Source organism: Kitasatospora sp. NPDC101157 (assembly GCF_044768255.1).
In the GTDB taxonomy this organism is placed as follows: domain Bacteria; phylum Actinomycetota; class Actinomycetes; order Streptomycetales; family Streptomycetaceae; genus Kitasatospora.
Map to the genome: position 1 here is coordinate 144656 of NZ_JBIWPL010000018.1, position 19289 is coordinate 163944.

General features: G+C 72.2%; 21 protein-coding genes. 13 read left to right on the top strand and 8 right to left on the bottom strand.

Annotation, left to right across the window (positions count from 1 at the left end; genetic code table 11):
- Positions 1-110: 110 nt before the first annotated feature.
- The 3 genes from ACIRVF_RS29545 to ACIRVF_RS29555 all read right to left on the bottom strand — a co-directional run bounded on the left by ACIRVF_RS29545 (position 111) and on the right by ACIRVF_RS29555 (position 1262).
- Positions 111-491: a hypothetical protein gene (locus ACIRVF_RS29545; RefSeq protein WP_402824289.1), complete on the bottom strand. Its 381-nt coding sequence runs from the start codon at positions 489-491 to the stop codon at positions 111-113.
- A 148-nt stretch (positions 492-639) separates the two neighbouring features.
- Positions 640-909: a chaplin gene (locus ACIRVF_RS29550; protein ID WP_402824292.1), complete on the bottom strand. Its 270-nt coding sequence runs from the start codon at positions 907-909 to the stop codon at positions 640-642.
- 110 nt (positions 910-1019) lie between these two features.
- On the bottom strand, positions 1020-1262 hold the full coding sequence (locus ACIRVF_RS29555; RefSeq protein WP_402824295.1) for a chaplin: 243 nt from the start codon (positions 1260-1262) through the stop codon (positions 1020-1022).
- Between the two features lie 567 nt (positions 1263-1829).
- Here ACIRVF_RS29555 and ACIRVF_RS29560 point away from each other — a divergent pair.
- Positions 1830-2069, top strand: a complete 240-nt coding sequence (locus ACIRVF_RS29560) for a chaplin (RefSeq protein WP_402824298.1) — start codon at positions 1830-1832, stop codon at positions 2067-2069.
- A 242-nt stretch (positions 2070-2311) separates the two neighbouring features.
- Entirely contained in the window at positions 2312-3982 is a 1671-nt protein-coding gene (locus ACIRVF_RS29565; protein WP_402824301.1) for an RICIN domain-containing protein, read from the top strand.
- 6 nt (positions 3983-3988) lie between these two features.
- On the opposite strand, the gene ACIRVF_RS29570 is transcribed toward ACIRVF_RS29565, so the two are convergent.
- Complete coding sequence (locus tag ACIRVF_RS29570; RefSeq protein WP_402824303.1) at positions 3989-4576, bottom strand: DUF4291 domain-containing protein; 588 nt, start codon at positions 4574-4576, stop codon at positions 3989-3991.
- A 156-nt stretch (positions 4577-4732) separates the two neighbouring features.
- Between ACIRVF_RS29570 and ACIRVF_RS29575 the strand changes: the two genes are divergently transcribed.
- The 3 genes from ACIRVF_RS29575 (at position 4733) to ACIRVF_RS29585 (ending at position 8107) form a co-directional block, all read left to right on the top strand.
- Positions 4733-6019 carry a glycosyltransferase family 39 protein gene (locus ACIRVF_RS29575; RefSeq protein WP_402824305.1) on the top strand — a complete coding sequence of 429 codons (1287 nt, stop codon included), beginning with the start codon at positions 4733-4735 and terminating at the stop codon, positions 6017-6019.
- A gap of 60 nt (positions 6020-6079) precedes the next feature.
- Complete coding sequence (locus ACIRVF_RS29580) at positions 6080-6568, top strand: MarR family winged helix-turn-helix transcriptional regulator (RefSeq protein WP_402824308.1); 489 nt, start codon at positions 6080-6082, stop codon at positions 6566-6568.
- Positions 6569-6649: 81 nt separating this feature from the next.
- Positions 6650-8107: an MFS transporter gene (locus ACIRVF_RS29585; RefSeq protein ID WP_402824311.1), complete on the top strand. Its 1458-nt coding sequence runs from the start codon at positions 6650-6652 to the stop codon at positions 8105-8107.
- A 3-nt stretch (positions 8108-8110) separates the two neighbouring features.
- Here the strand turns inward: ACIRVF_RS29585 and ACIRVF_RS29590 are convergent, their stop codons facing one another.
- Positions 8111-8515: a hypothetical protein gene (locus ACIRVF_RS29590; protein WP_402824314.1), complete on the bottom strand. Its 405-nt coding sequence runs from the start codon at positions 8513-8515 to the stop codon at positions 8111-8113.
- A gap of 25 nt (positions 8516-8540) precedes the next feature.
- Entirely contained in the window at positions 8541-9023 is a 483-nt protein-coding gene (locus ACIRVF_RS29595) for a hypothetical protein (RefSeq protein WP_072655062.1), read from the bottom strand.
- A gap of 491 nt (positions 9024-9514) precedes the next feature.
- On the opposite strand from ACIRVF_RS29595, the gene hemL reads away from it, so the two are divergent.
- From hemL to ACIRVF_RS29630, 7 genes are all read left to right on the top strand, one after another.
- Entirely contained in the window at positions 9515-10843 is a 1329-nt protein-coding gene (hemL, locus tag ACIRVF_RS29600) for a glutamate-1-semialdehyde 2,1-aminomutase (protein ID WP_402824318.1), read from the top strand.
- 52 nt (positions 10844-10895) lie between these two features.
- Positions 10896-11546: a histidine phosphatase family protein gene (locus ACIRVF_RS29605; RefSeq protein WP_402824425.1), complete on the top strand. Its 651-nt coding sequence runs from the start codon at positions 10896-10898 to the stop codon at positions 11544-11546.
- A 142-nt stretch (positions 11547-11688) separates the two neighbouring features.
- Positions 11689-12300 carry a TlpA family protein disulfide reductase gene (locus ACIRVF_RS29610; RefSeq protein ID WP_402824321.1) on the top strand — a complete coding sequence of 204 codons (612 nt, stop codon included), beginning with the start codon at positions 11689-11691 and terminating at the stop codon, positions 12298-12300.
- Positions 12297-13085: a cytochrome c biogenesis CcdA family protein gene (locus ACIRVF_RS29615; RefSeq protein ID WP_402824324.1), complete on the top strand. Its 789-nt coding sequence runs from the start codon at positions 12297-12299 to the stop codon at positions 13083-13085. Before ACIRVF_RS29610 ends, ACIRVF_RS29615 begins: the two co-directional genes overlap by 4 nt.
- A 2-nt stretch (positions 13086-13087) precedes the next feature.
- Positions 13088-14890: a cytochrome c biogenesis protein ResB gene (locus ACIRVF_RS29620; RefSeq protein WP_402824327.1), complete on the top strand. Its 1803-nt coding sequence runs from the start codon at positions 13088-13090 to the stop codon at positions 14888-14890.
- A gap of 3 nt (positions 14891-14893) precedes the next feature.
- Complete coding sequence (ccsB, locus tag ACIRVF_RS29625) at positions 14894-16024, top strand: c-type cytochrome biogenesis protein CcsB (protein WP_402824329.1); 1131 nt, start codon at positions 14894-14896, stop codon at positions 16022-16024.
- Between the two features lie 121 nt (positions 16025-16145).
- Positions 16146-16550, top strand: a complete 405-nt coding sequence (locus ACIRVF_RS29630; protein WP_030284256.1) for a hypothetical protein — start codon at positions 16146-16148, stop codon at positions 16548-16550.
- 20 nt (positions 16551-16570) lie between these two features.
- On the opposite strand, the gene ACIRVF_RS29635 is transcribed toward ACIRVF_RS29630, so the two are convergent.
- Positions 16571-17635: a ScbA/BarX family gamma-butyrolactone biosynthesis protein gene (locus ACIRVF_RS29635; RefSeq protein ID WP_402824332.1), complete on the bottom strand. Its 1065-nt coding sequence runs from the start codon at positions 17633-17635 to the stop codon at positions 16571-16573.
- Positions 17636-17983: 348 nt separating this feature from the next.
- Between ACIRVF_RS29635 and ACIRVF_RS29640 the strand changes: the two genes are divergently transcribed.
- Positions 17984-18601 (top strand): ScbR family autoregulator-binding transcription factor, encoded by a 618-nt coding sequence (locus ACIRVF_RS29640; RefSeq protein WP_402824335.1) that lies wholly within the window; start codon positions 17984-17986, stop codon positions 18599-18601.
- Positions 18602-18614: 13 nt separating this feature from the next.
- Here ACIRVF_RS29640 and ACIRVF_RS29645 read toward each other — a convergent pair whose 3' ends face one another.
- Positions 18615-19226: a ScbR family autoregulator-binding transcription factor gene (locus ACIRVF_RS29645; protein ID WP_380412682.1), complete on the bottom strand. Its 612-nt coding sequence runs from the start codon at positions 19224-19226 to the stop codon at positions 18615-18617.
- Positions 19227-19289 lie beyond the last annotated feature (63 nt).

Here is a 19289-nt window from a genome sequence, read left to right on the forward strand (position 1 = left end):
CCCGGCCCGCGCCGCCCCCCGCCCCGCGCCCGGCCCCCGGCCGCGGCCGGGCGCCCCCCCCCCCCCCGGCCCCCCGGGGGGGGGGGCGGGCCCCCCCCGCGTCCGGGAGCTCAGCCCGGCAGGACGCCGGACAGCCCGCCGACCAGCGGGAGGTCCTTGACCCCGCCGCCCGCGCTCAGCGGACCGGTCAGCATGCCGGTGCCGACCGGTGCCAGTCCCTGGTCCGGCTGGATGGTCGCGCCGTTGTTGAGCACGTCGGCCGAGGAGTTGGCCCACGGGTCCAGACGCAGGCTCTTGAGCGGCGCGACGCCGTAGCCGAGCCCGGTCGTCGTGCCGTTCAGCGCCTGCCCGACGTCGGTCCTCGCCAGCGAGGCCGGGCCCGTCGCGGGCTGGTGGCCCGGGGCGGTGGCGGCCTGCGCCGAACCGGCGCCGAGCAGCACCACCGCGCCCGCGGCGGCGGCCAGTCCGGCCGCGCCCTTCTTCGAAACCATGCGGATCACCCTTCGGTGGAGTGGGGCCCGGTCCGGCCGAACCCGGAGGCGGGCCCTGAGGCCCCGGACGTCCGGTCCGGGGATGCCGAACTGCCCCCCGGCCGACTGGTCGGGGGGCAGGACGGCCGAGATGCGTGCCGATCGGGGATCAGCAGTCGTCCGCGGGCTTCGGGTGCGCCTCCACGTTGGCGCAGGTGTTGCCGAAGGCCGGGTTCAGCGCACCGATGATGTCGACGGTGTTGCCGCACAGGTTGACCGGGATGTGGATCGGCACCTGGATCTGGTTGCCGGAGACGACACCGGGGGAGCCGGCGGCCACGCCCTCGGCGCCCGCGCTCGCGGCGGCGGAGCCCGCCGCACCCAGCACCAGGCCGGCGGCGGCGGCGGAGAGGACGGCGACCTTCTTCACGTTCTGCATGGGGGTTGATCTCCTCGATCACACACGGGTGGAGCGTGCGGCGCCCCGACACTGCGGGGCGCCGCACGGGCTCGGGTGAATCAGCTGTCGCCGGTGCGGCGACAGCGGGTTCAGCCGGCGTTGACGCAGGTGTTGCCGAACGCCGGGTTCAGCAGGCCGATGATGTCGACGGTGTTGCCGCACAGGTTGATCGGGATGTGGATCGGGACCTGGAGCTGGTTGCCGGAGATGACACCGGGGGAGCCGGCGGCCACGCCCTCGGCGCCCGCGCTGGCGAACGCGCCGCCGGCGGCACCGAGCACCAGACCGGTGGCGGCCAGCGACAGGACTGCGGCCTTCTTGATGTTGCGCATGATTTCCTCCGATTTCTGCCCGACGGAATTGAGGTGTCGGGAGTCGGGCGAGCAGGAATGTTCACCCGAAGGGTTCAGGGATTGCCGTGAATGTCACTCCGACGGCGCACACCGGCGTGTCCGCCCATGGCTCGGGCGTCGACGCAGCCGTCGCGTTTTTCCGGCGCCCCGCGAAAGGCCCCCGCACGGCCGGGGACGGTTCGGTTGGAGGCGCGACCAGGAATTCCCGGTCAGGCGTTCAGGCGGTGCCGCCGAACGCCGGGTTCTGGGGGGCCCGCCACGTCGACCGACTTGCCGGTGGCCTCGGTGCCGACGAGGCCGTGGGCGAGCTGCGCATGGGCGGTACTCGATTCATGAGTAGGGCCGGGGTGGATCGTCTTCGTCAGGGAGAACGAGGCAGAGCGCGGGGGGAAACGGTCCGGCCGGCTGATCACCCGAATGCCGGTCACCCGGGCTGCGTTAGGCCGGACGAGTGACAGTGGAGGTGTCGTCGCAACCGGTCCGGACGGGTCTCGTTCTAGATGTCGCACTCCCCGTGCATCTCTGTTGAACAGTCAGGAGGCTCACATGAGCGTCAAGAAGACCGCCGCCGTCGGTGCGGCCGTGGTGGGCATCGTGGCCGCCGGCGCCGGCACCGCGATGGCCAGCGCCGGAGCCCAGGGTGTCGCCGCGGGTTCCCCCGGTGTCATCTCGGGCAACCAGATTCAGATCCCGGTGCACGTTCCGATCAACGCGTGCGGCAACTCGGTCAACGTCATCGGGCTGCTCAACCCGGCGTTCGGCAACCACTGCCTCAACGCGGGCTGATTCCCCACCCGGTTCGGCCGGTGAGAGCCGCCGTTCCGCGCTTCCCTCCTGGGGCGCGGAGCGGCGGCTTTTCCGCGCTCGCACGGTGGGCGCGGCGTCAGTTCCCGGTGTTGTCACGAGCCTTGTTGCACTACTTGTCAGTACCTAGAATGTGAGACCTGCTCACCTTTTGGCACCTCTCTTGCTCCGCACCGCCCGGCACCCCCGGCCCGGCGGTTCCCCGCCCCCGCAAGGAGTCGCGTGTGATCAGGTTCCGCACGTCCGCGGCGCGAAGGGCGCGAACGGGCTCGTCCCGGTCCGCCGCGCTGCTCGCCACCGGCGTCCTCGTCGCCACCCTCGGCCTGGCCGGTGCCCCCGCCGCCCTCGCCGACGGCGCCCCCGCACCGGCCGCCACCCGCCCGGCCGCGATCGTCGCCCTCGGCGACAGCGCCATCTCCGGGGAGGGCGCCGGCACCGACACCGGCGACGGCTACTTCCCCGAGACCGACACCCCCACCAACTACTGCCACCGGCACCCCAAGTCGGAGATCTTCGTCACCGACATCCCCGGGGTCACCCCGATCGACCTCGCCTGCTCCGGCGCCCAGACCGGCGACCTGGTCAGCGACCCCGAGCTGGCCAAGATCACCGGCCCCGGCAGCGGAGACTTCGGCGAACCCAAGCAGGACGTCAAACTCGCCGACACGGCGGGCAAGTACGACGTCAAGATGGTCGTCGTCACGATCGGCGCCAACGACGACTTCGACTTCAGCGGCATCATGATGCACTGCCTGGCGCAGTACTTCCCGATCCCGAAGGACCAGGGCTGCCGGGACACCATCGGCAGCGACGAGATCCGGCAGCGGGCCAAGCGGGTCCAGCCCAAGGTCGTCGCCGCGCTGCAGAACATCCGGCAGACCATGCGCAAGGCGGGCTACGCCGACTCCTCGTACCAGCTGGTCTACCAGTCGTACTTCAACCCGATCACCCCGGACATCCGGCGCAACGACTACCTCGGCAAGATCACCGACGGCTGCCCGGCCTTCCCCGAGGACCTCGCCTGGGGGCACAACTGGGTGGTCCCGACCTTCAGCGACGCGCTCCGCGGCGCGGCCGAACAGGTGCCCGGCGTGCGGTACCTGGACCAGCGGCGGGTCGCCTTCGGGCACGAGGTGTGCGCGGAGTGGACGACCTCCCCGTACGAGTACTCCAACGGGGACGTCATCAACCTCTCCGAGTGGGCCCGCAACGGCTGCGACTCCCAGATCGGCATCCCCGGGCTGTGCATGAACATGGTCCGCCAGTCGTACCACCTGCGGGTGGCCGGCTACCGCGGTGAGGGCGTCTGCCTCGGCCAGTTCTTCGCCAAGCCGGACCAGACCGAGGCGTACTGCACGCTCAACCAGCAGAACACCACGTCGATCCAGCCGCTCACGCCCGGCAAGCCCTTCGGGGACGTCCCCGAGGACGGCTCCTGGTACCAGCTCACCAACGCCGCCACCGGAAACGCGCTCGACCTCTCCGGCGGCGGCACCTACGGCGACTCCACCAACGGCCGGGCCGCCATCAGCTACCCGGCGGCCGGCGGGCTGAACCAGTCCTTCGTCCTGGAGGCCAAGTCCGGCGGCAGCTACGAGCTGGACTTCAGCGGCAACCGCGACATGTGCCTGGACGCCAACGCCGCCTCCACCGCCCCCGGCACCCGGATCCAGCAGTGGGGCTGCAACGGCGGCGCCAACCAGCACTGGGTGTTCAAGCCGGCCGGCAACGGCAACTACAAGATCGCCGACTCGGCGGACCCGACCAAGGTCCTGGCCACCGGCGCCACCCTCGACGCCAAGGGCAACCCCTACGTCGAACTCGCCACCGACACCGGCGCCCCCGCCCAGCTCTGGCAGCTCACCAAGCTCGGCATCGTCTACGTCCACGGCTGACGTGACTCAGGCCGTCGCCGCCCCCAACCGGGCGGCGACGGCCGCACTCATCGGGTACGGCGTCTCGACCGGCAGCAGCCCCGGATCCCGCTCCCGCCGGACCCGCTCGGCCAACCCGGTGACGTCCGTGATCCGCCGGATCCACTCGTCCGCGTAGCGCCGCACCGCCCCGCCGCGCAGCCCGACCTGGATCGCCCGCCACTCCAGCGCCCCGAGGTTCAGCCCGCGCTCCGGATCCCACTGCACCCGCACCGGGCTCTGCCGCAGCTCTCGCTTCCACGCCGCCTGCGACTCGTGCACCCGCCGGGTGTAGGCGCTCAGCACGGCCCGCTCCAGCGCCCAGTCGAAGCCCTCACGGCTGATCTCCAACGCGAGCACCCGCTCCTGTCCCGGGCTGCGGGCCCAGTCGCTGCGGTGCATCATCCAGAGGAACGAGGGCTTGATCCACGTCATCCGGTCCCGTTGGAACGCCTCCGGGAACCGCCCCTCGGCCGCGGCCGGTTCGGCGATCCGGGGCCCGAAGGCCTGGTAGACGGTGATGGTGTCGGCGGTGTGGAGCGCCCGGATCTGATGCTTCGGCGGGTGGAGCGGCATGGCCGCATCGTCGCTGCCGCCGGCTTCCGCCCGCCACGGGTTTTCCGGGCCGGGCGGGGGAGGGCGGGCCCGGAAGGGCCGTGCCGTAGGCTCTCGGGAACGTCGTTGCGCCGGAGCCGCGCGCACCATGAGCGGGGCGGGGAGTACCCAGAGCAGATGAGCACGGCATCGAGCACCGAGTCGTCCAGCACTGAGCCGTCCAGCACCGAGCCGGTGCCGGCGGACGGGGAGCGTCCCGAGGAGCGGACGGGCCGTGCGCCCGGGCGGTTCGGGGTGCTGGTGGACCGCTTCGCGCCCGCGCTCGGCGCGTACGCGGTGGTCAAGGCGATCGGGCTGACCGTCTTCCTGGTGCTGCTGGAGCACACCGGCGACTACCTGAAGAAGCAGGTCGGCCGCGGCGGCGGCGCCCACGCCTGGGACGTGCTGGGCACCTGGGACGGCATCTGGTACCAGCGGATCGCCGAGAACGGGTACGACCCGCAGCTGATCCCGCTGCACGGCTTCCCGCTCGCCACCTACTACGAGAACTCCGCCGCCTTCTTCCCGCTCTACCCCTGGCTGATGCGGCTGGTCGGCGCGGTGACCGGACTCGGTCCGTACGGCTCCGGGATCGTCGTCTCGGTGCTGGCCTCGCTGGTCGCCGCGGCCGGGATCTTCGCGATCGCCGAGCGGTTGGCCGGCTTCCGGGCGGGCGTGATCGCCGCGGTGGTCTGGGGCCTGTTCCCGGGCTCCGGTGTGGAGTGGGCGGTCTACTCGGACTCGCTGTTCGTCGCGCTGTCCGCCTGGGCCTGCTACTGCGTGATGACCCGCCGCTGGATCGCCGCGGGCCTGCTGGCGCTGGTCGCGGGCCTCAACCGGCCGACCGCCGCCGCGCTGATCGCCGCGGTCTCGATCGCCGCGCTGGTCGCGCTGGTCCGCCGCACCGACGGGGTGGCCCGCCCGCTGACCGCGATGCTGATCACCCCGTGGGGGCTGATCGGCTACGTGGCCTGGGTCGGCTGGCGGATGGGCGACTGGGGCGGCTACTTCAAGCTCCAGCGCGGTGCCTGGAACCGCTACTTCGACTTCGGCGCCTCCACGCTGCGCACGATCATGGACGTGATCACCGGCCACTGGGACTTCTGGCAGTCCAACCCCGTCCCGGACCTGATCGCCATCGCGCTGCTGATCGCCCTGCCCGGCCTGCTGGTGCTGCTCCGGCAGGCCGGCCCCCCGCTGGTGCTGTGGGTCTACACCGCACTGACCATCTTCACCGCGCTGAGCAGCAACCAGATCTTCGGCAACATCTCGCGCTACCTGCTGCCGGCCTTCCCGCTGTTCATCGGCCTGGCGGTGGCGCTGCGCCGGGTGCGGACCTCCTCGCTGGTCGGGATGTTCGCGATGCCGGTGATCGCGGCGGGCTGGTACGCCGGCTATGCGCTGTTCGAGCTGGGCATCCCCTAACCCGGTTGGTTGGGTACGGGATCATCCGGCAGCAGACGGGCCGTTGCTAACCTCGGACGCATGACGACGACCCCGCCCGTGCGCCAGATCTGCGACATCTCCGGCCTGCTGGACCACGCGAGCCACGTGCTGGCGACCCGGATGGCGGCGGCCTTCACCGAGCTCGGGATCACCCCGCGCGCCTACTGCGTGCTGTTCCACGCGCAGGAGGCCGAGCGCACCCAGATCCAGCTGGCCGAGCTGTCGGACCTGGACAAGACCACCATGGTGGTCACCGTCGACGAGCTGGAGAAGGCGGGTCTGGCCGAGCGCCGCCCGTCCGCCACCGACCGCCGGGCCCGGATCATCTCGGTCACCGAGGCGGGGGAGCGGGCCGTCGTGCAGGGCACCGCGATCGCCGACCGGGTCCACCGCGAACTGCTGGACTCGCTGCCGCAGCCGGAGCAGGAGGCCTTCGTCTCCGCCCTGACCCGCCTGGTGGACGGGCACCTGGCGGAGCCGGTCGAGAGCGAACGCACCGTCCGTCGTGCCCGACGTCCCCGGGCCTGACTTTTGTTCCCAGATAGATAGTCCCGAACAAAACAATCTGATAGCTTCCTTCCCGGTACTCGTCGAACCGGGAGAATCGCCATGACCACGCACGCCCCGGCCGCGCCGGACACAGCGCCCGCGGCCCCCGCCCGTCCCCGCGCCCTGGCCCTCGCGGTGCTCTGCGCCAGCATGCTGATGATCGTCCTGGACGGCTCGATCGTCACCGTGGCGCTGCCCGCCATCCAGGACGACCTGCACTTCTCGCCCGCCGACCTCACCTGGACGGTCAACGCCTACCTGATCGCCTTCGGCGGGCTGCTCCTGCTCGCCGGCCGGCTCGGCGACCTGATCGGCCGCAAGCGCGTCTTCGTCGCCGGACTCGCCCTCTTCACCGCCGCCTCGCTGCTCTGCGCCGTCGCCACCGAGCAGGGGATGCTGATCGCCGCCCGCTTCCTCCAGGGCGTCGGTGGTGCGATGGCCTCGGCGGTCAGCCTCGGCATGGTCGTCACGCTCTTCCCCGAGCCCGGCGAGCGCGGCCGCGCGATCGGCGCGTTCAGCTTCGTCGGCGCGGCCGGCGCCTCGATCGGGCAGGTCCTCGGCGGGGTCCTCACCCAGGCCCTCAGCTGGCACTGGATCTTCCTGATCAACCTGCCGCTCGGCCTCGCCGCCGTCCTGCTGGCCGTCCGGGTGCTGGCGCCCGACCACGGCCCGGGCCTGCGGGCCGGCGCCGACGCCCTGGGCGCCGCGCTGATCACCGCCGCCCTGATGCTCGGGATCTACACCATCGTCGGCACCGGCGCCCACGGCTGGACCTCGGCCCGCACCCTCGGTCTCGGCGCGCTCTCGCTCGGCCTGCTGGCCGCCTTCCTGCTCCGCCAGACCCGGGCCGCCCAACCCCTGCTGCCGCTGCGGATGTTCCGCTCCCGCAACGTCTCCGGCGCCAACGCCGTCCAGCTCCTGACCATCTCCGGGATGTTCGCCTTCCAGATCCTGGTCGCCCTCTACCTGCAGCAGGTCCTCGGCTACGGCGCCGCCGCCACCGGCCTGGCGATGCTGCCGGCCGCGGTCGCCATCGGCGCGGTGTCGCTGCTGCTCTCCGCCCGGCTGGGCGCCCGGTTCGGCGAGCGGGCGGTGCTGCTCGCGGGTCTCGCGATGCTGGTCGTCGCGCTCGGCCTGCTGGCCCGGTTGCCGGCCGACGCCGACTATCCCGTCCACCTGCTGCCGACCATGCTGCTGATCGGCGGCGGCGGGCTGGTGCTGTCCGCGCTCGCGGTGCTCGGGATGTCCGGCGCCGGGCCGGAGGACGCGGGCACCGCCTCGGGCCTGTTCAACACCACCCAGCAGGTCGGCGGCGCGCTCGGCGTCGCGGTGCTCACCACCCTCGCCGACGGCCGTACCGGAGCCCTGGCCGCCGCCGGGCACCCGGTGGCCGAGGCGCTCACCGGCGGCTTCCGGCTCGCCTTCACGGTGGCCGCCGGGCTGCTCGCGGTGGCGCTGGTGCTGGCGGCGGCGGTGCTCCGGCCGACCGTCAACTCAGCCGCAGACGGAGGTAATTGATCCTCAGCCGGAGCAGTAGTGGTGGCGGTGGCGGGTGTAGTCGCCGTCGTCCCGCGCGCTGACGGCCTGGAGCGCGACGGCGACCACCAGGACCGGCAGCAGGGCCACCAGCACACCGTGCAGGAAGCCCACGCGCAGCAACGACCGCCGCCGGAACGCGGCCACCACGATCCAGACGGCCCAACAGGTCGCGAGCGCGCCCAGTGCCACGCCCGTCCAGCCGAGCGGCAGGATGTACCCCGGGGCGCCGTCGCTGTCCTGGCACTTGCTCAACAACCGCTGGACGCCGCGGACTTCGTCGGCGGACCACCAGGTGCAGGCCAGCCCGACGCCCATGAGCAGCAGTGGACAGACGGCCTCGAACCGGCCGCGGGAGGGCGCTCCCGCGGCCGGTGCCGCGTACGTCATGAAGTTTCCCCCGTGGTGTGCCCTGTTACGGCCAGACGAGGCAGTACAGCTGGTGCCCGGCCTCGTGCAGCCGGTTCGCGAAGTCCTGCCATTCGTGCAGCATCGTATAGATCACGAAGGCGTCGCGCGGACCGCGGCGGTCGGGGACGGTGGACCAGATGAAGGCGGCGGCGCCGAGCTCGGTCTCGTCCGCCTTGCGGAGCGGCTCGACCACGTTGTGGGGGAGCTGGACGACGGCGTAGTCGGGGTGCAGCACGACGAGTTCCAGCGGCGGCACCTGGTGCAGCGGGACGCCCTGGATGCCGGTGAGGACCATGGCGCTCATGGTCTCCGGCTTGATCTTGGTGGAGAGGTGGCCGGTGGGGGAGCCGCTGGTCTCCATCAGGTCGCCGAGCCGCCCCAGCGCGCCGAGTTCGCCGGCGTCCAGGCCGAGCCCGCCCGGACCGAGGGCGGTGGGGACTCTGGCGGCGGTCGCGCGGTCCGGTGCGCCGAAGTACTTGTAAGTCACCCCCACGCGTCCCTCACCCCGCCTCTCACCGCCGCGACGACCACGACCCGTACCCGCTCCCGTACCCCCGCGTGCGGTTTCGGCGGGCCTGCGGGAGCCACCCGCCGCCTCGTCGAAGCCGTCCTGCGCCTCGGACACTCGGACCATCCTCACCGGAATTCGCCGGAATCGACAGACCCCCGCACGCCCGGCGCCCACCGGACGTGCTCCTTACCCGTCATGCGCCGCCGTGCCTACTCGCGGGCCGTACCCACTCGCGGCACACAGCAGTCCTCTCCACACCCCTGTACACAACCGGAGCGCTCGCGCACTCTGTGCACACAGTCTGACTGGTCCGTGCTGCGGAACAGTCAGCGGCCCCGCCGTGCACGACCGCCACGGACAACTGCCATGGACAAGCGTCACGGACAACCGTACAGACAACGGTGCCCGGATCATCGTTCCAGATGATCGGGCCGGACATGCAGAGCTCAAGGACACGATTTGAGACCATGTCTCCCGTGAGCTACCCCTACGAAGCCCCCCAGTCCCAGTCGCTGTTCGATCGCGCCTCCGTGGTCACGCCCGGCGGCGTCAACTCCCCGGTGCGCGCCTTCCGCGCGGTCGGCGGCACGCCGCGCTTCATGGTGTCCGGCACCGGCCCCTACCTCACCGACGCCGACGGCCGTGAGTACGTCGACCTGGTGTGCTCGTGGGGTCCGATGATCCTCGGCCACGCGAACCCCGCCGTGATCGACGCCGTCCAGCGGGCCGTCGCCCTCGGCACCTCCTTCGGCACGCCCGGCCAGGGCGAGGTCGAACTCGCCGAGGAGATCGTCGCCCGGGTCGCCCCGGTCGAGCAGGTCCGCCTGGTCTCCTCCGGCACCGAGGCCACCATGTCCGCGATCCGGCTCGCCCGCGGCTTCACCGGCCGGGCGAAGGTGGTCAAGTTCGCCGGCTGCTACCACGGTCACGTGGACGCGCTGCTGGCCGCCGCCGGTTCCGGCGTGGCCACCTTCGGCCTGCCGGACACCCCGGGCGTCACCGGCGCCCAGGCCGGCGACACCATCGTGCTGCCGTACAACGACCTGGCCGCCGTCGAGCAGGCCTTCGCCGCCCACCCGGGCGAGATCGCCTGCGTGATCACCGAGGCCTCGCCCGGCAACATGGGCGTCGTCCCGCCGCTGCCCGGCTTCAACGCGGGCCTGGCCCGGCTCTGCCGGGACAACGGCGCGCTGTTCATCTCCGACGAGGTGATGACCGGCTTCCGCGTCTCCAAGGCCGGCTGGTACGGCCTGGAGGCGGCGAACGAGGGCTGGGCGCCGGACCTGCTGACCTTCGGCAAGGTCATGGGCGGCGGCTTCCCGGCCGCGGCCTTCGGCGGCCGCGCCGACGTGATGGCCCACCTGGCCCCGGCCGGCCCGGTCTACCAGGCGGGCACCCTGTCCGGGAACCCGGTCGCCACCGCGGCCGGTCTGGCCCAGCTGCGCGGCTGCACCGACGAGGTGTACGCGACGGTGGACCGGGTCTCCGCCGAGATCTCCGGCCTGGTCTCCGAGGCGCTCACCAAGGAGGGCGTGGCGCACCGGCTGCAGACCGCCGGGAACATGTTCTCGGTGTTCTTCACCGAGGCCGCGGTCACCAACTACGACGAGGCCAGGACTCAGGAGGCGTACCGTTTCACCGCCTTCTTCCACGCGATGCTGGCCGAGGGCGTCTACCTGCCGCCGTCCGCCTTCGAGTCCTGGTTCGTCTCGGCGAGCCACGACGAGCGGGCGATCGAGCGGATCGCCGCCGCCCTGCCGGCCGCCGCCCGTGCCGCTGCCGCCGCAACGGCCTGAATCCAGGAGTAGTCGAGAAGTGAGCGCCAAAGAGATCACCGTCGTCCACGTGATGCGCCACGGTGAGGTGCACAACCCGGAGGGCGTCCTGTACGGGCGGCTGCCGGACTACCACCTGTCCGAACTGGGCCGGCAGATGGCGGACCGGGTCGCCGAGGACCTGGCCGACCGGGACATCACCCACGTGGTGGCCTCCCCGCTGGAGCGGGCCCAGGAGACCGCCGCGCCGATCGCCAAGGCGCACGGCCTGGACGTCGCGGTGGACGAGCGGCTGATCGAGGCGGAGAACGTCTTCGAGGGCAAGACCTTCGGCGTCGGCGACGGCTCGCTGCGGAACCCGGGTTACTGGAAGTACCTCACCAACCCGTTCAAGCCCTCCTGGGGGGAGCCGTACCTCGACCAGGCGGTGCGGATGATGGGCGCGCTCGGCGCCGCCCGGGACGCCGCCCGCGGGCACGAGGCGGTCTGCGTCAGCCACCAGCTGCCGATCTGGATCCTCCGCTCCTTCGTCGAGCGCCGCCGGCTCTGGCACGACCCGCGCAACCGGCAGTGCTCGCTGGCCTCGCTGACCAGCTTCACCTTCGAGGGCGACAAGATCGTCTCGGTCGGCTACCGCGAGCCGGCCCGCGACCTGCTGCCCGCGCACCTGATCGGCAAGGGCCGCAAGGGCGACAAGCCGGTGGGCAGGAGCTTCGGCGCCTGAGGTCCGTAAGCGGTGCGTAAGTATGACTTCGGGTCACCTGGCGAGCGCCGGGTGACCCGAAGTCTTCGCAGGTCAGAGCGGGTGTGCCGCGCAAGGGAGGACCCCCCCGAACCCGCCCGGAACTCCATGCGAAACTTTTCACATGTCTGCCATGACGCGCCCCCGTCCCCGTGTCGCCGCAGCCGCCGCCACAGTCGCCGCCGCTGCGCTCGTCCTCACCGGCTGTTCCTCCTCGGGCTCGTCGAGCAGCGAAGGCCAGGTCGGCTTCGTCACCGTCAAGGGGACCAACCTGTCCAAGGCCGAGGCGGGCAAGCGCGGGGACGCGCCGGACATCTCCGGGGAGACCCTGGAGGGCAACCAGGTCAAGCTCTCGGACTACCGGGGCAAGGTCGTGGTGCTGAACGTGTGGGGCTCCTGGTGCGGGCCGTGCCGGGCCGAGGCGAAGAACCTCCAGGCCGTCGCGGACGAGTACAAGGACAAGGGCGTCCAGTTCCTGGGCGTCAACACCCGGGACACCGACAAGACCAACGCCGTCCGCTTCGAGCAGGAGCAGGGCGTCGGCTTCCCGAGCATCTTCGACCCGGCGGGCACCCAGCTGCTCAAGTTCCCCAAGGGCAGCCTCAACCCGCAGTCCATCCCGACCACCCTGGTCATCGACCGCGACGGCAAGCTGGCCGCCCGAGCCGTCGGCGGGACGACCCAGGAGGCGCTGGAGTCGATCGTCCAGCCGGTGGTCACGGAGCAGCAGCAGTGAGTGCGCCGCTCCAGCCGGCCGGCCTCCCGCTGGCGGACACCTTCACCACCGTGCAGAGCGGTGCGCTGCTGGCCGCGGCGCCGATCGCGCTGGCGGCCGGGCTGGTCTCCTTCTTCTCGCCCTGCGTGCTGCCGCTGGTGCCCGGCTACCTGTCGTACGTGACCGGCTTCTCCGCCGCCGACCTCGCCGACGCCCGCGGTACCAGGCGCGGCCGGATGCTGCTCGGGGCGACGCTGTTCATCCTCGGCTTCACCGTGGTCTTCGTCTCCGGCGGGGCGCTGTTCGGCCAGTTCGGCAACACGCTCCAGGAGCACAAGCGGGTCATCTCGATCGTGCTCGGCTCCCTCACCGTCGTGATGGGCCTGGCCTTCATGGGCCTCGTCCCCGGCCTGAGCATGCGCGAGGTGCGCTCGCACCGCCGTCCGGCCGTCGGCCTGCTCGGCGCGCCGCTGCTGGGCATGGTGTTCGGCGTGGGCTGGACGCCCTGCATCGGCCCGACCCTGGCCGCCGTCCAGACCCTGTCCCTGAACCAGGCGGACGCGGCGCGCGGGGCCCTGCTGATGACCTTCTACTGCCTGGGCCTCGGCGTACCGTTCATCGTGGCCGCGCTGGCGTTCCGCCGGGCGCTGGGTGCCTTCGGGTGGGTCAAGCGGCACTACCCGCTCGTCATGCGGATCGGCGGCGGCATGCTCGTCGCGGTCGGTCTGCTGCTCGTCACCGGGATCTGGGATTCCTGGATGAGCGAACTGCAGTCCTGGACCGCCGACTCCCAGATCGGAATCTGACCGTGAGCAAGACCACGACCGATACCGAGCTGCCCCCGGCGCCCGACGACGACGGCGCCGCCGAGCGGCTCAGCACCGCGCCGGTCGAGTCCGAGGGGCCGACCGGCATAGGGCCGTTCGGCTGGGCGCGCTGGATGTGGCGCCAGCTGACCTCGATGCGCGTCGCCCTGATCCTGCTGTTCCTGCTGTCGCTGGCCGCCATCCCCGGCTCGCTGATCCCGCAGAACGGCCAGAACCAGTTCAAGGTGCAGACCTGGAAGGCGCAGCACACCGCGGTCGCGCCGATCTACGAGAAGCTCCAGCTGTTCGACGTCTACAGCTCGGTCTGGTTCTCCGCGATCTACATCCTGCTGTTCGTCTCGCTGGCCGGCTGCATCGTGCCGCGCACCTGGCAGTTCGTCGGCGTGCTGCGCTCCCAGCCGCCGACCGCGCCGCGCAACCTGACCCGGATGCCGGTGTACGCGGCCTGGCGCACCGGGGCGGACGCGGAGCAGGTGAACGCCGCCGCCCACCGGCTGCTGCGCAAGCGCGGCTTCCGCGCCAACCTGTCCGGCGGCTCGGTGGCCGCCGAGAAGGGCTACCTGCGCGAGGTCGGCAACCTGCTGTTCCACCTGTCGCTGTTCGCGCTGCTCGGCGGCTTCGCCTGGGCCAGCCTGGCCTCCGGCACCGGCGGCAAGCTGATGGTCGAGGGCCAGGGCTACTCCAACACCATCACCCAGCTCGACGACTTCACCGGCACCCGGTTCTACGGGAACCAGGACCTCGACCCCTTCTACCTGAAGCTCGACAACTTCACCTCGAAGTTCCAGAACACCGGTGACCAGATGGGCGCCGCCCGGCAGTTCACCGCGAACGTGGAGTACTACCAGGGCAGCGACGACTCGAAGCTGAAGAAGGGCACGATCGAGGTCAACCACCCGCTGGAGATCGGCGGCAGCAAGGTCTACCTGATCGGCCACGGCTACGCCCCGGTGATCACCGTGAAGAACGGCAAGGGCGACGTGGTCTACCACGACGTCGTGCCGTTCCTGCCGCAGGACGCCAACCTGACCTCGACCGGCGTGGTGAAGGTGTCCGACTACGGCGTCGGCCCGGACGGCAACAAGACCCAGCTGGGCTTCTCCGGCTTCTTCCTGCCGACCGCCCCGCTGAGCTTCGCCGGTACCGGCCCGATCTCGCTGTTCCCCGGCGACGCGGCCCCCGAGCTGGTGCTGAACGCCTTCTCCGGCGATCTCGGCACCGACTCCGGCCTGCCGCAGAACATCTACCAGCTGAACACCTCCAAGCTGACCCAGCTGCAGCAGGACGGCCAGCCGGCCAAGGCCCTGCTCAAGCCCGGCCAGGGCTGGGACCTGCCGAACGGCTACGGCAGCGTCACCTTCGAGGGCTACAAGCAGTGGGCGAGCTTCAACGTCTCGCACCGCCCCGGCAACGCGATCGCGCTGACCGGCGCCGTGCTGGCGATCCTCGGCCTGATCGGCTCGCTGTTCATCCAGCGCCGGCGGATCTGGGTGCGGGCGGTGGCCCTGCCGGGCGGCGGCACCCAGGTGGAGCTGGCCGGCCTGGCCCGCAGCGAGTCGGCGAAGATCGCCGAGGAGCTGGCCGAGCTCGCGGTGGACCTCCAGGACGACGCCCCGGCGTCGGAGGAGGACGAGGACGGAACCTCGGAAGCCGAAGCCGAAGCCGCAGCCGCAGCCGCAGCCGAAGCCGGGGCTGCGGCCGGGGCCGAGGAATCAGGACCCGACGACCCCGAGGCCGAGGCCTCAGACCCCGCAGTCCCCGCCGACCAGAACTCCAAGGAGTAGACGGTGCATCTCGCCTCGGGAGTCGACCCACAGCTGGCCGACCTCTCAAACAAGCTGATCTATTCGGCGATGGCGGTCTACACGATCGCCATGTTCGCCCACATGTTCGAGTGGACGTTCGGCAGCAAGGGCGCGGTCGCCGTCCGCTCCAAGGAGCAGTCGGGCAACCTGGCCGAGACCGTCGCCGCCGCCGAGATCAAGGCCGCCAAGAAGGTCACCGTCACGGTGGCCGGGGCGAAGGGCGGCACCACCACGCTCACCCGCACGGTCCTGGCGGGCGAGGGCGCGACCGTGGTCACCGGCGGCCGCGGCGAGGAGGACGTGGACGGTCCGGGCGCGGCCGGCACCAGTGAGAAGGCCGACCTGGCCGGTCGCATCGCGATCTCGCTCACCGTCCTGGCGCTGCTGCTGCACGGCGGCGGCATCGTCGCCCGCGGCCTCTCGGTCTCCCGCTGGCCGTGGGGCAACATGTACGAGTTCTCCTGCGCCTTCGCCTTCGCGATGACGGCCGCCTACGTGGCCCTGCTGGCCGCGCGCAAGAACGTCCGCTGGCTCGGCCTGCCGGTCACCGTCGCGGTGCTGCTCACGCTCGGCATCGCGACCCAGGTGCTGTACACCGACTCCGAGCAGCTCGTCCCCGCGCTGCACTCGTACTGGCTGGCGATCCACGTCTCCACCGCGATCTTCTGCGGCGGCGCCTTCTACGCGGCGTTCATCGCCACCCTGCTGTACCTCGGCAAGGACTCCTTCGACAAGCGGATGGCGGCCGGCCTGACCACCGGCCCGCTGGGCACCTCGCCGTCGATCTGGCGCCGGCTGCCCGCCGCGTCCACCTTCGACAAGCTGTCCTACCGGATCAACGCCCTGGTCTTCCCGCTGTGGACGTTCACCATCATCGCGGGCGCGATCTGGGCCGAGGCCGCCTGGGGCAAGTACTGGGAGTGGGACCCGAAGGAGACCTGGTCGTTCATCACCTGGGTCGCCTACGCCTGCTACCTGCACGCCCGCGCGACGGCCGGCTGGAAGGGCCGCAAGGCCGCGTACCTGGCGCTGGCGGCCTTCGCCTGCTGGCTCTTCAACTACTACGGCGTCAACATCTTCGTCACCGGCAAGCACTCCTACGCGGGGATCTGACCGGGGCGGCGCACCGACCGGCCCGGCTTTCCGCAGGAGGTGGCCGGGCCGAGGTGCAACAGGGGTAGTTCGTGCCGGCCGTCCGTGCCGGTACGGGGAGGAACGAGGAGGAAATCGCGCAATGGAGTGCGACGAGGTCATGCTGACCGTCCGAATCACCGCCGCCGAGCAGCTGCTGCTCCGACGGCTCGCCCAGGGACACCGGAGCGACGTGTCCGAAGTGGTGGCCGACGCTCTGCTGGACATCATCCCCACGCTCAGCGCACCGGGGGACGCCTACCGGCTGCTGAGCGCCCTCGCGACGCCGGCGCCGTGCGCGCTGACCGTCTGGCTGCCGACCGCGCTGGCCGACCTGCTGGTGCCCGGCGCGGCCCGGATCGCCCAGATCACCGACGTCCGGATCGAGTCGGCCAGCGCCGCCCTGGGCGCGGCGCTGCGGCTCTGGCTGGCCCAGGACCCGGTCCGGCTGGCGGCCAACCTCAGCGTGATGCACGCCGGCCGGCCGGCCACCCTGGTGGCCGCCTGACGGAGACCGTTCCGGTCGGCTCAGCTGGCCAGCGGCAGCAGGCCGGGAACGGCGGGGCGGCCCTCGAAGGCGTCCCGGCGGACCGGCACCCGCGGACCGTCGACCGGCTCGGTGAGCAGCCGGCACTCGGCCGCCGTCCGCCCGTCCTGGAGCAACCGCACCTGGACGGGGGTACGGCGGCCGTCCGGTGTCCGCTCGCGGACGGCCCGGACGAAGCAGGGCCGGTCCAGCTCGATGTAGCGGTCGAAGGAGGTGACCAGCTCGACCGGCACCACCGGCTCGGGGTGGTGCAGCCGCTGGGCGGCCTGCCGGGCGGCCTCCAGCACCAGCATCCCGGGCACGTGGTCCAGCTCGTGGTCGAACAGCACCGGGTGCCCGGCGTCGGCGCGCAGCAGCCAGGTGTCCGGCCGCAGGGTCGGGCCGAGCACCACGTCCGCGGGCTGCGCCCGGCCGACGAGTTCGGGCGCGGCGGGCTCCGGCGGCAGCGGCGGGGTGCCGACGCCCCGGCCGGGGCCGCGCAGCCGCTCGTACGAGGCGGGGGTGACCACCCGCAGCTGGCCGGAGCCGTGGCCGATGGGCAGGCCGTCCCGGGTGATCTCGGCGTGCACCCGCAGCGAGGCGAGCCGGCCGTGCCGCATCCGGACGTCCTGGCAGCCGACGGAGAGCATCAGCGAGGTCGGCCCGGTGGTGACGGCGAGCCCGGGCAGGCCCGCCTCGCCGAGCGCGTAGGCGAGGTCCTCCATGACGAAGTGGTGGTCGCGCGGCACCCCGAAGCCGGCGTGGCCGATCAGCAGCCCGGCCTGCCGGACGGTCTCGGCCATCAGCACCGGGTCGTGGTAGCGGTCGCCGGGCAGCCGGTAGAAGCCGTGCAGCCGGGGCCACTGGGCGCCGAGCAGGAAGTCGTACGGGCCGGTGGCCTGCCAGCCGGTGAGGAAGACCTCGGAGACCGAGGCGCGGTGCACCAGGTGCCGGGAGACGGTCCGGTCGTGGAAGTCGTAGCCGGTGCCCGGGGCCGCGTTCGGACGTACGCCGGAGCCGGGGTGGGCGTACGGGCCGTGAACGCCCGGCTCTACGATCAATGGCATGACTGGCCCCAGCTCCAGGGTCTCGGTCGAGCGGCCGCTACGGACGCCCCGCAGCAAAACATACATACCACCCGGTTTGTGTTCTGCGGCCGGGGTGGCTCCGCCGCAGTGCCCGGACCGGACACGCTACCGGGCCCCTGGTCTGCGAGGATGCCCGAAACGGTGAGGGCAGACCTTGGACGGGGGCCGGTCCCCGCTGGACGGCGGGGTCGACACAGGCGCTAGATTAGATACCAACCATGCGGTTTCGGCGGGTGCCGTCCGCATGCGAGGCGCCGCCACCGACCGAGGGCGCCGAGAGCAGCCGGGTGGGGCGGGGAGCGCGACCGGCGGAGTCCGGAGGGGTCAGTGGTCAAGCAGGAACGCGCGGGGCGGACCAGGCAGGCCGTGCTGCTCGCGGCCGCGGACACCTTCGCGCAGGTCGGGTTCGAGGCCGCCAGCCTGGTCGACATCAGTCGCCGGGCCGGGGTGAGCAAGGGCGCCCTCTACTTCCACTTCGTCTCCAAGCAGGCCCTGGCCGACGGAGTGCGGGCCGCCGCCGGGCGGGAGATCGGCGCGGCCGCGCTGCGCGCCCTGCGCGCCGAGGGCCGGGCCGTCCAGAGGCTGATCGACCTCACCCACGAGCTGGCCCGGCTGCTGCGCGAGGACGCGGTGGTGCGGGCGGGCGTCCGGCTCGGCCGCCAGGGGCCGCGACCGGACGGCGGCGGCCCCGGACCGGACACCACCTGGCGCGGCCTCACCGCCGTCGTCCACCGTCTGCTGGACCGCGCCGACCGGGCCGGCGAGCTGCGCCCGGGGGCGGACCGGCACGCCTGCGCCGAGCTGGTCACCACGGTGGTGGCGGGTCAGGTGCTGCTGGCCGCGGACCGGGCCGGGCACCCGGCCCCGGAGGCCGTCCGGCGGCTCTGGGCGGCCGCGCTGCCGGCCCTGGTGGGGCCGGAGGACCGCGCGCGTTACCGGGTCTGAGCGGTGGAGGCGGTCAGCGGCGCTCGGCGACGCTGAGCCGGGCGAGCGCATGGGGCTGGACCAGCCCCGGCAGCAGCAGGGTCCACAGGTCGGCCATCCGCTGGATCAGGTCCTGCCGGTCGGCCAGCACCTGGGAGCTCAGCTGGATCCCGGTCACCGCGCCGGTGATCACCCCGGAAGCCGCCACCAGGTCGACCCCCGGGTGGAGGTCCCCGGCCTCCCGGGCGCGCTCCAGCAGCTCGCGGACCAGGTCCATCCAGCCCTGGTAGGCGGCGATCTGCGGCTGGGTGAAGCTGCCGTGCTCGATCGTCAGCCGGATGCTGCCGCGCACCAGCGGGTCCTCCTGGAGCGCGCGGGCGAACGCGTAACCGAGGTCGATCAGGGTCTGCACCGGGCTGTCCGAGGACGGCACCCAGGAGGCGATCCAGGCGCCCTGGCCCTCGATCACGGCGAGCGCCAGCTCCTCCTTGGAGTGGAAGTGGAAGTACAGCGCGCCCTTGGTGACGCCGGCCCGGTCCAGGATCTCGGCCATCGTGGCGGCGGCGTAGCCCCGCTCGTCGAACACCTCGGCGGCCGCGAGGAGCACCGCCTGGCGGGTCGCCAGCGCGCGGGCCTGCCTGGCCATCGCAGCCTCCCTGGAAAGTTCTGTACCTCGGCAGCGGCCGATCCTATGGGGGCCGACGGGGCG

Excerpts from the sequence above, each read along its gene's own strand:
- ACIRVF_RS29545 (WP_402824289.1), bottom strand. The coding sequence starts at position 491 with ATGGTTTCGAAGAAGGGCGCGGCCGGACTGGCCGCCGCCGCGGGCGCG.
- ACIRVF_RS29550 (WP_402824292.1), bottom strand. The coding sequence starts at position 909 with ATGCAGAACGTGAAGAAGGTCGCCGTCCTCTCCGCCGCCGCCGCCGGC.
- ACIRVF_RS29555 (WP_402824295.1), bottom strand. The coding sequence starts at position 1,262 with ATGCGCAACATCAAGAAGGCCGCAGTCCTGTCGCTGGCCGCCACCGGT.
- ACIRVF_RS29560 (WP_402824298.1), top strand. The coding sequence starts at position 1,830 with ATGAGCGTCAAGAAGACCGCCGCCGTCGGTGCGGCCGTGGTGGGCATC.
- ACIRVF_RS29570 (WP_402824303.1), bottom strand. The coding sequence starts at position 4,576 with ATGCCGCTCCACCCGCCGAAGCATCAGATCCGGGCGCTCCACACCGCC.
- ACIRVF_RS29575 (WP_402824305.1), top strand. The coding sequence starts at position 4,733 with ATGAGCACGGCATCGAGCACCGAGTCGTCCAGCACTGAGCCGTCCAGC.
- ACIRVF_RS29580 (WP_402824308.1), top strand. The coding sequence starts at position 6,080 with ATGACGACGACCCCGCCCGTGCGCCAGATCTGCGACATCTCCGGCCTG.
- ACIRVF_RS29585 (WP_402824311.1), top strand. The coding sequence starts at position 6,650 with ATGACCACGCACGCCCCGGCCGCGCCGGACACAGCGCCCGCGGCCCCC.
- ACIRVF_RS29590 (WP_402824314.1), bottom strand. The coding sequence starts at position 8,515 with ATGACGTACGCGGCACCGGCCGCGGGAGCGCCCTCCCGCGGCCGGTTC.
- hemL (WP_402824318.1), top strand. The coding sequence starts at position 9,515 with ATGTCTCCCGTGAGCTACCCCTACGAAGCCCCCCAGTCCCAGTCGCTG.
- ACIRVF_RS29605 (WP_402824425.1), top strand. The coding sequence starts at position 10,896 with ATGCGCCACGGTGAGGTGCACAACCCGGAGGGCGTCCTGTACGGGCGG.
- ACIRVF_RS29610 (WP_402824321.1), top strand. The coding sequence starts at position 11,689 with ATGTCTGCCATGACGCGCCCCCGTCCCCGTGTCGCCGCAGCCGCCGCC.
- ACIRVF_RS29630 (WP_030284256.1), top strand. The coding sequence starts at position 16,146 with ATGGAGTGCGACGAGGTCATGCTGACCGTCCGAATCACCGCCGCCGAG.
- ACIRVF_RS29635 (WP_402824332.1), bottom strand. The coding sequence starts at position 17,635 with ATGCCATTGATCGTAGAGCCGGGCGTTCACGGCCCGTACGCCCACCCC.
- ACIRVF_RS29645 (WP_380412682.1), bottom strand. The coding sequence starts at position 19,226 with ATGGCCAGGCAGGCCCGCGCGCTGGCGACCCGCCAGGCGGTGCTCCTC.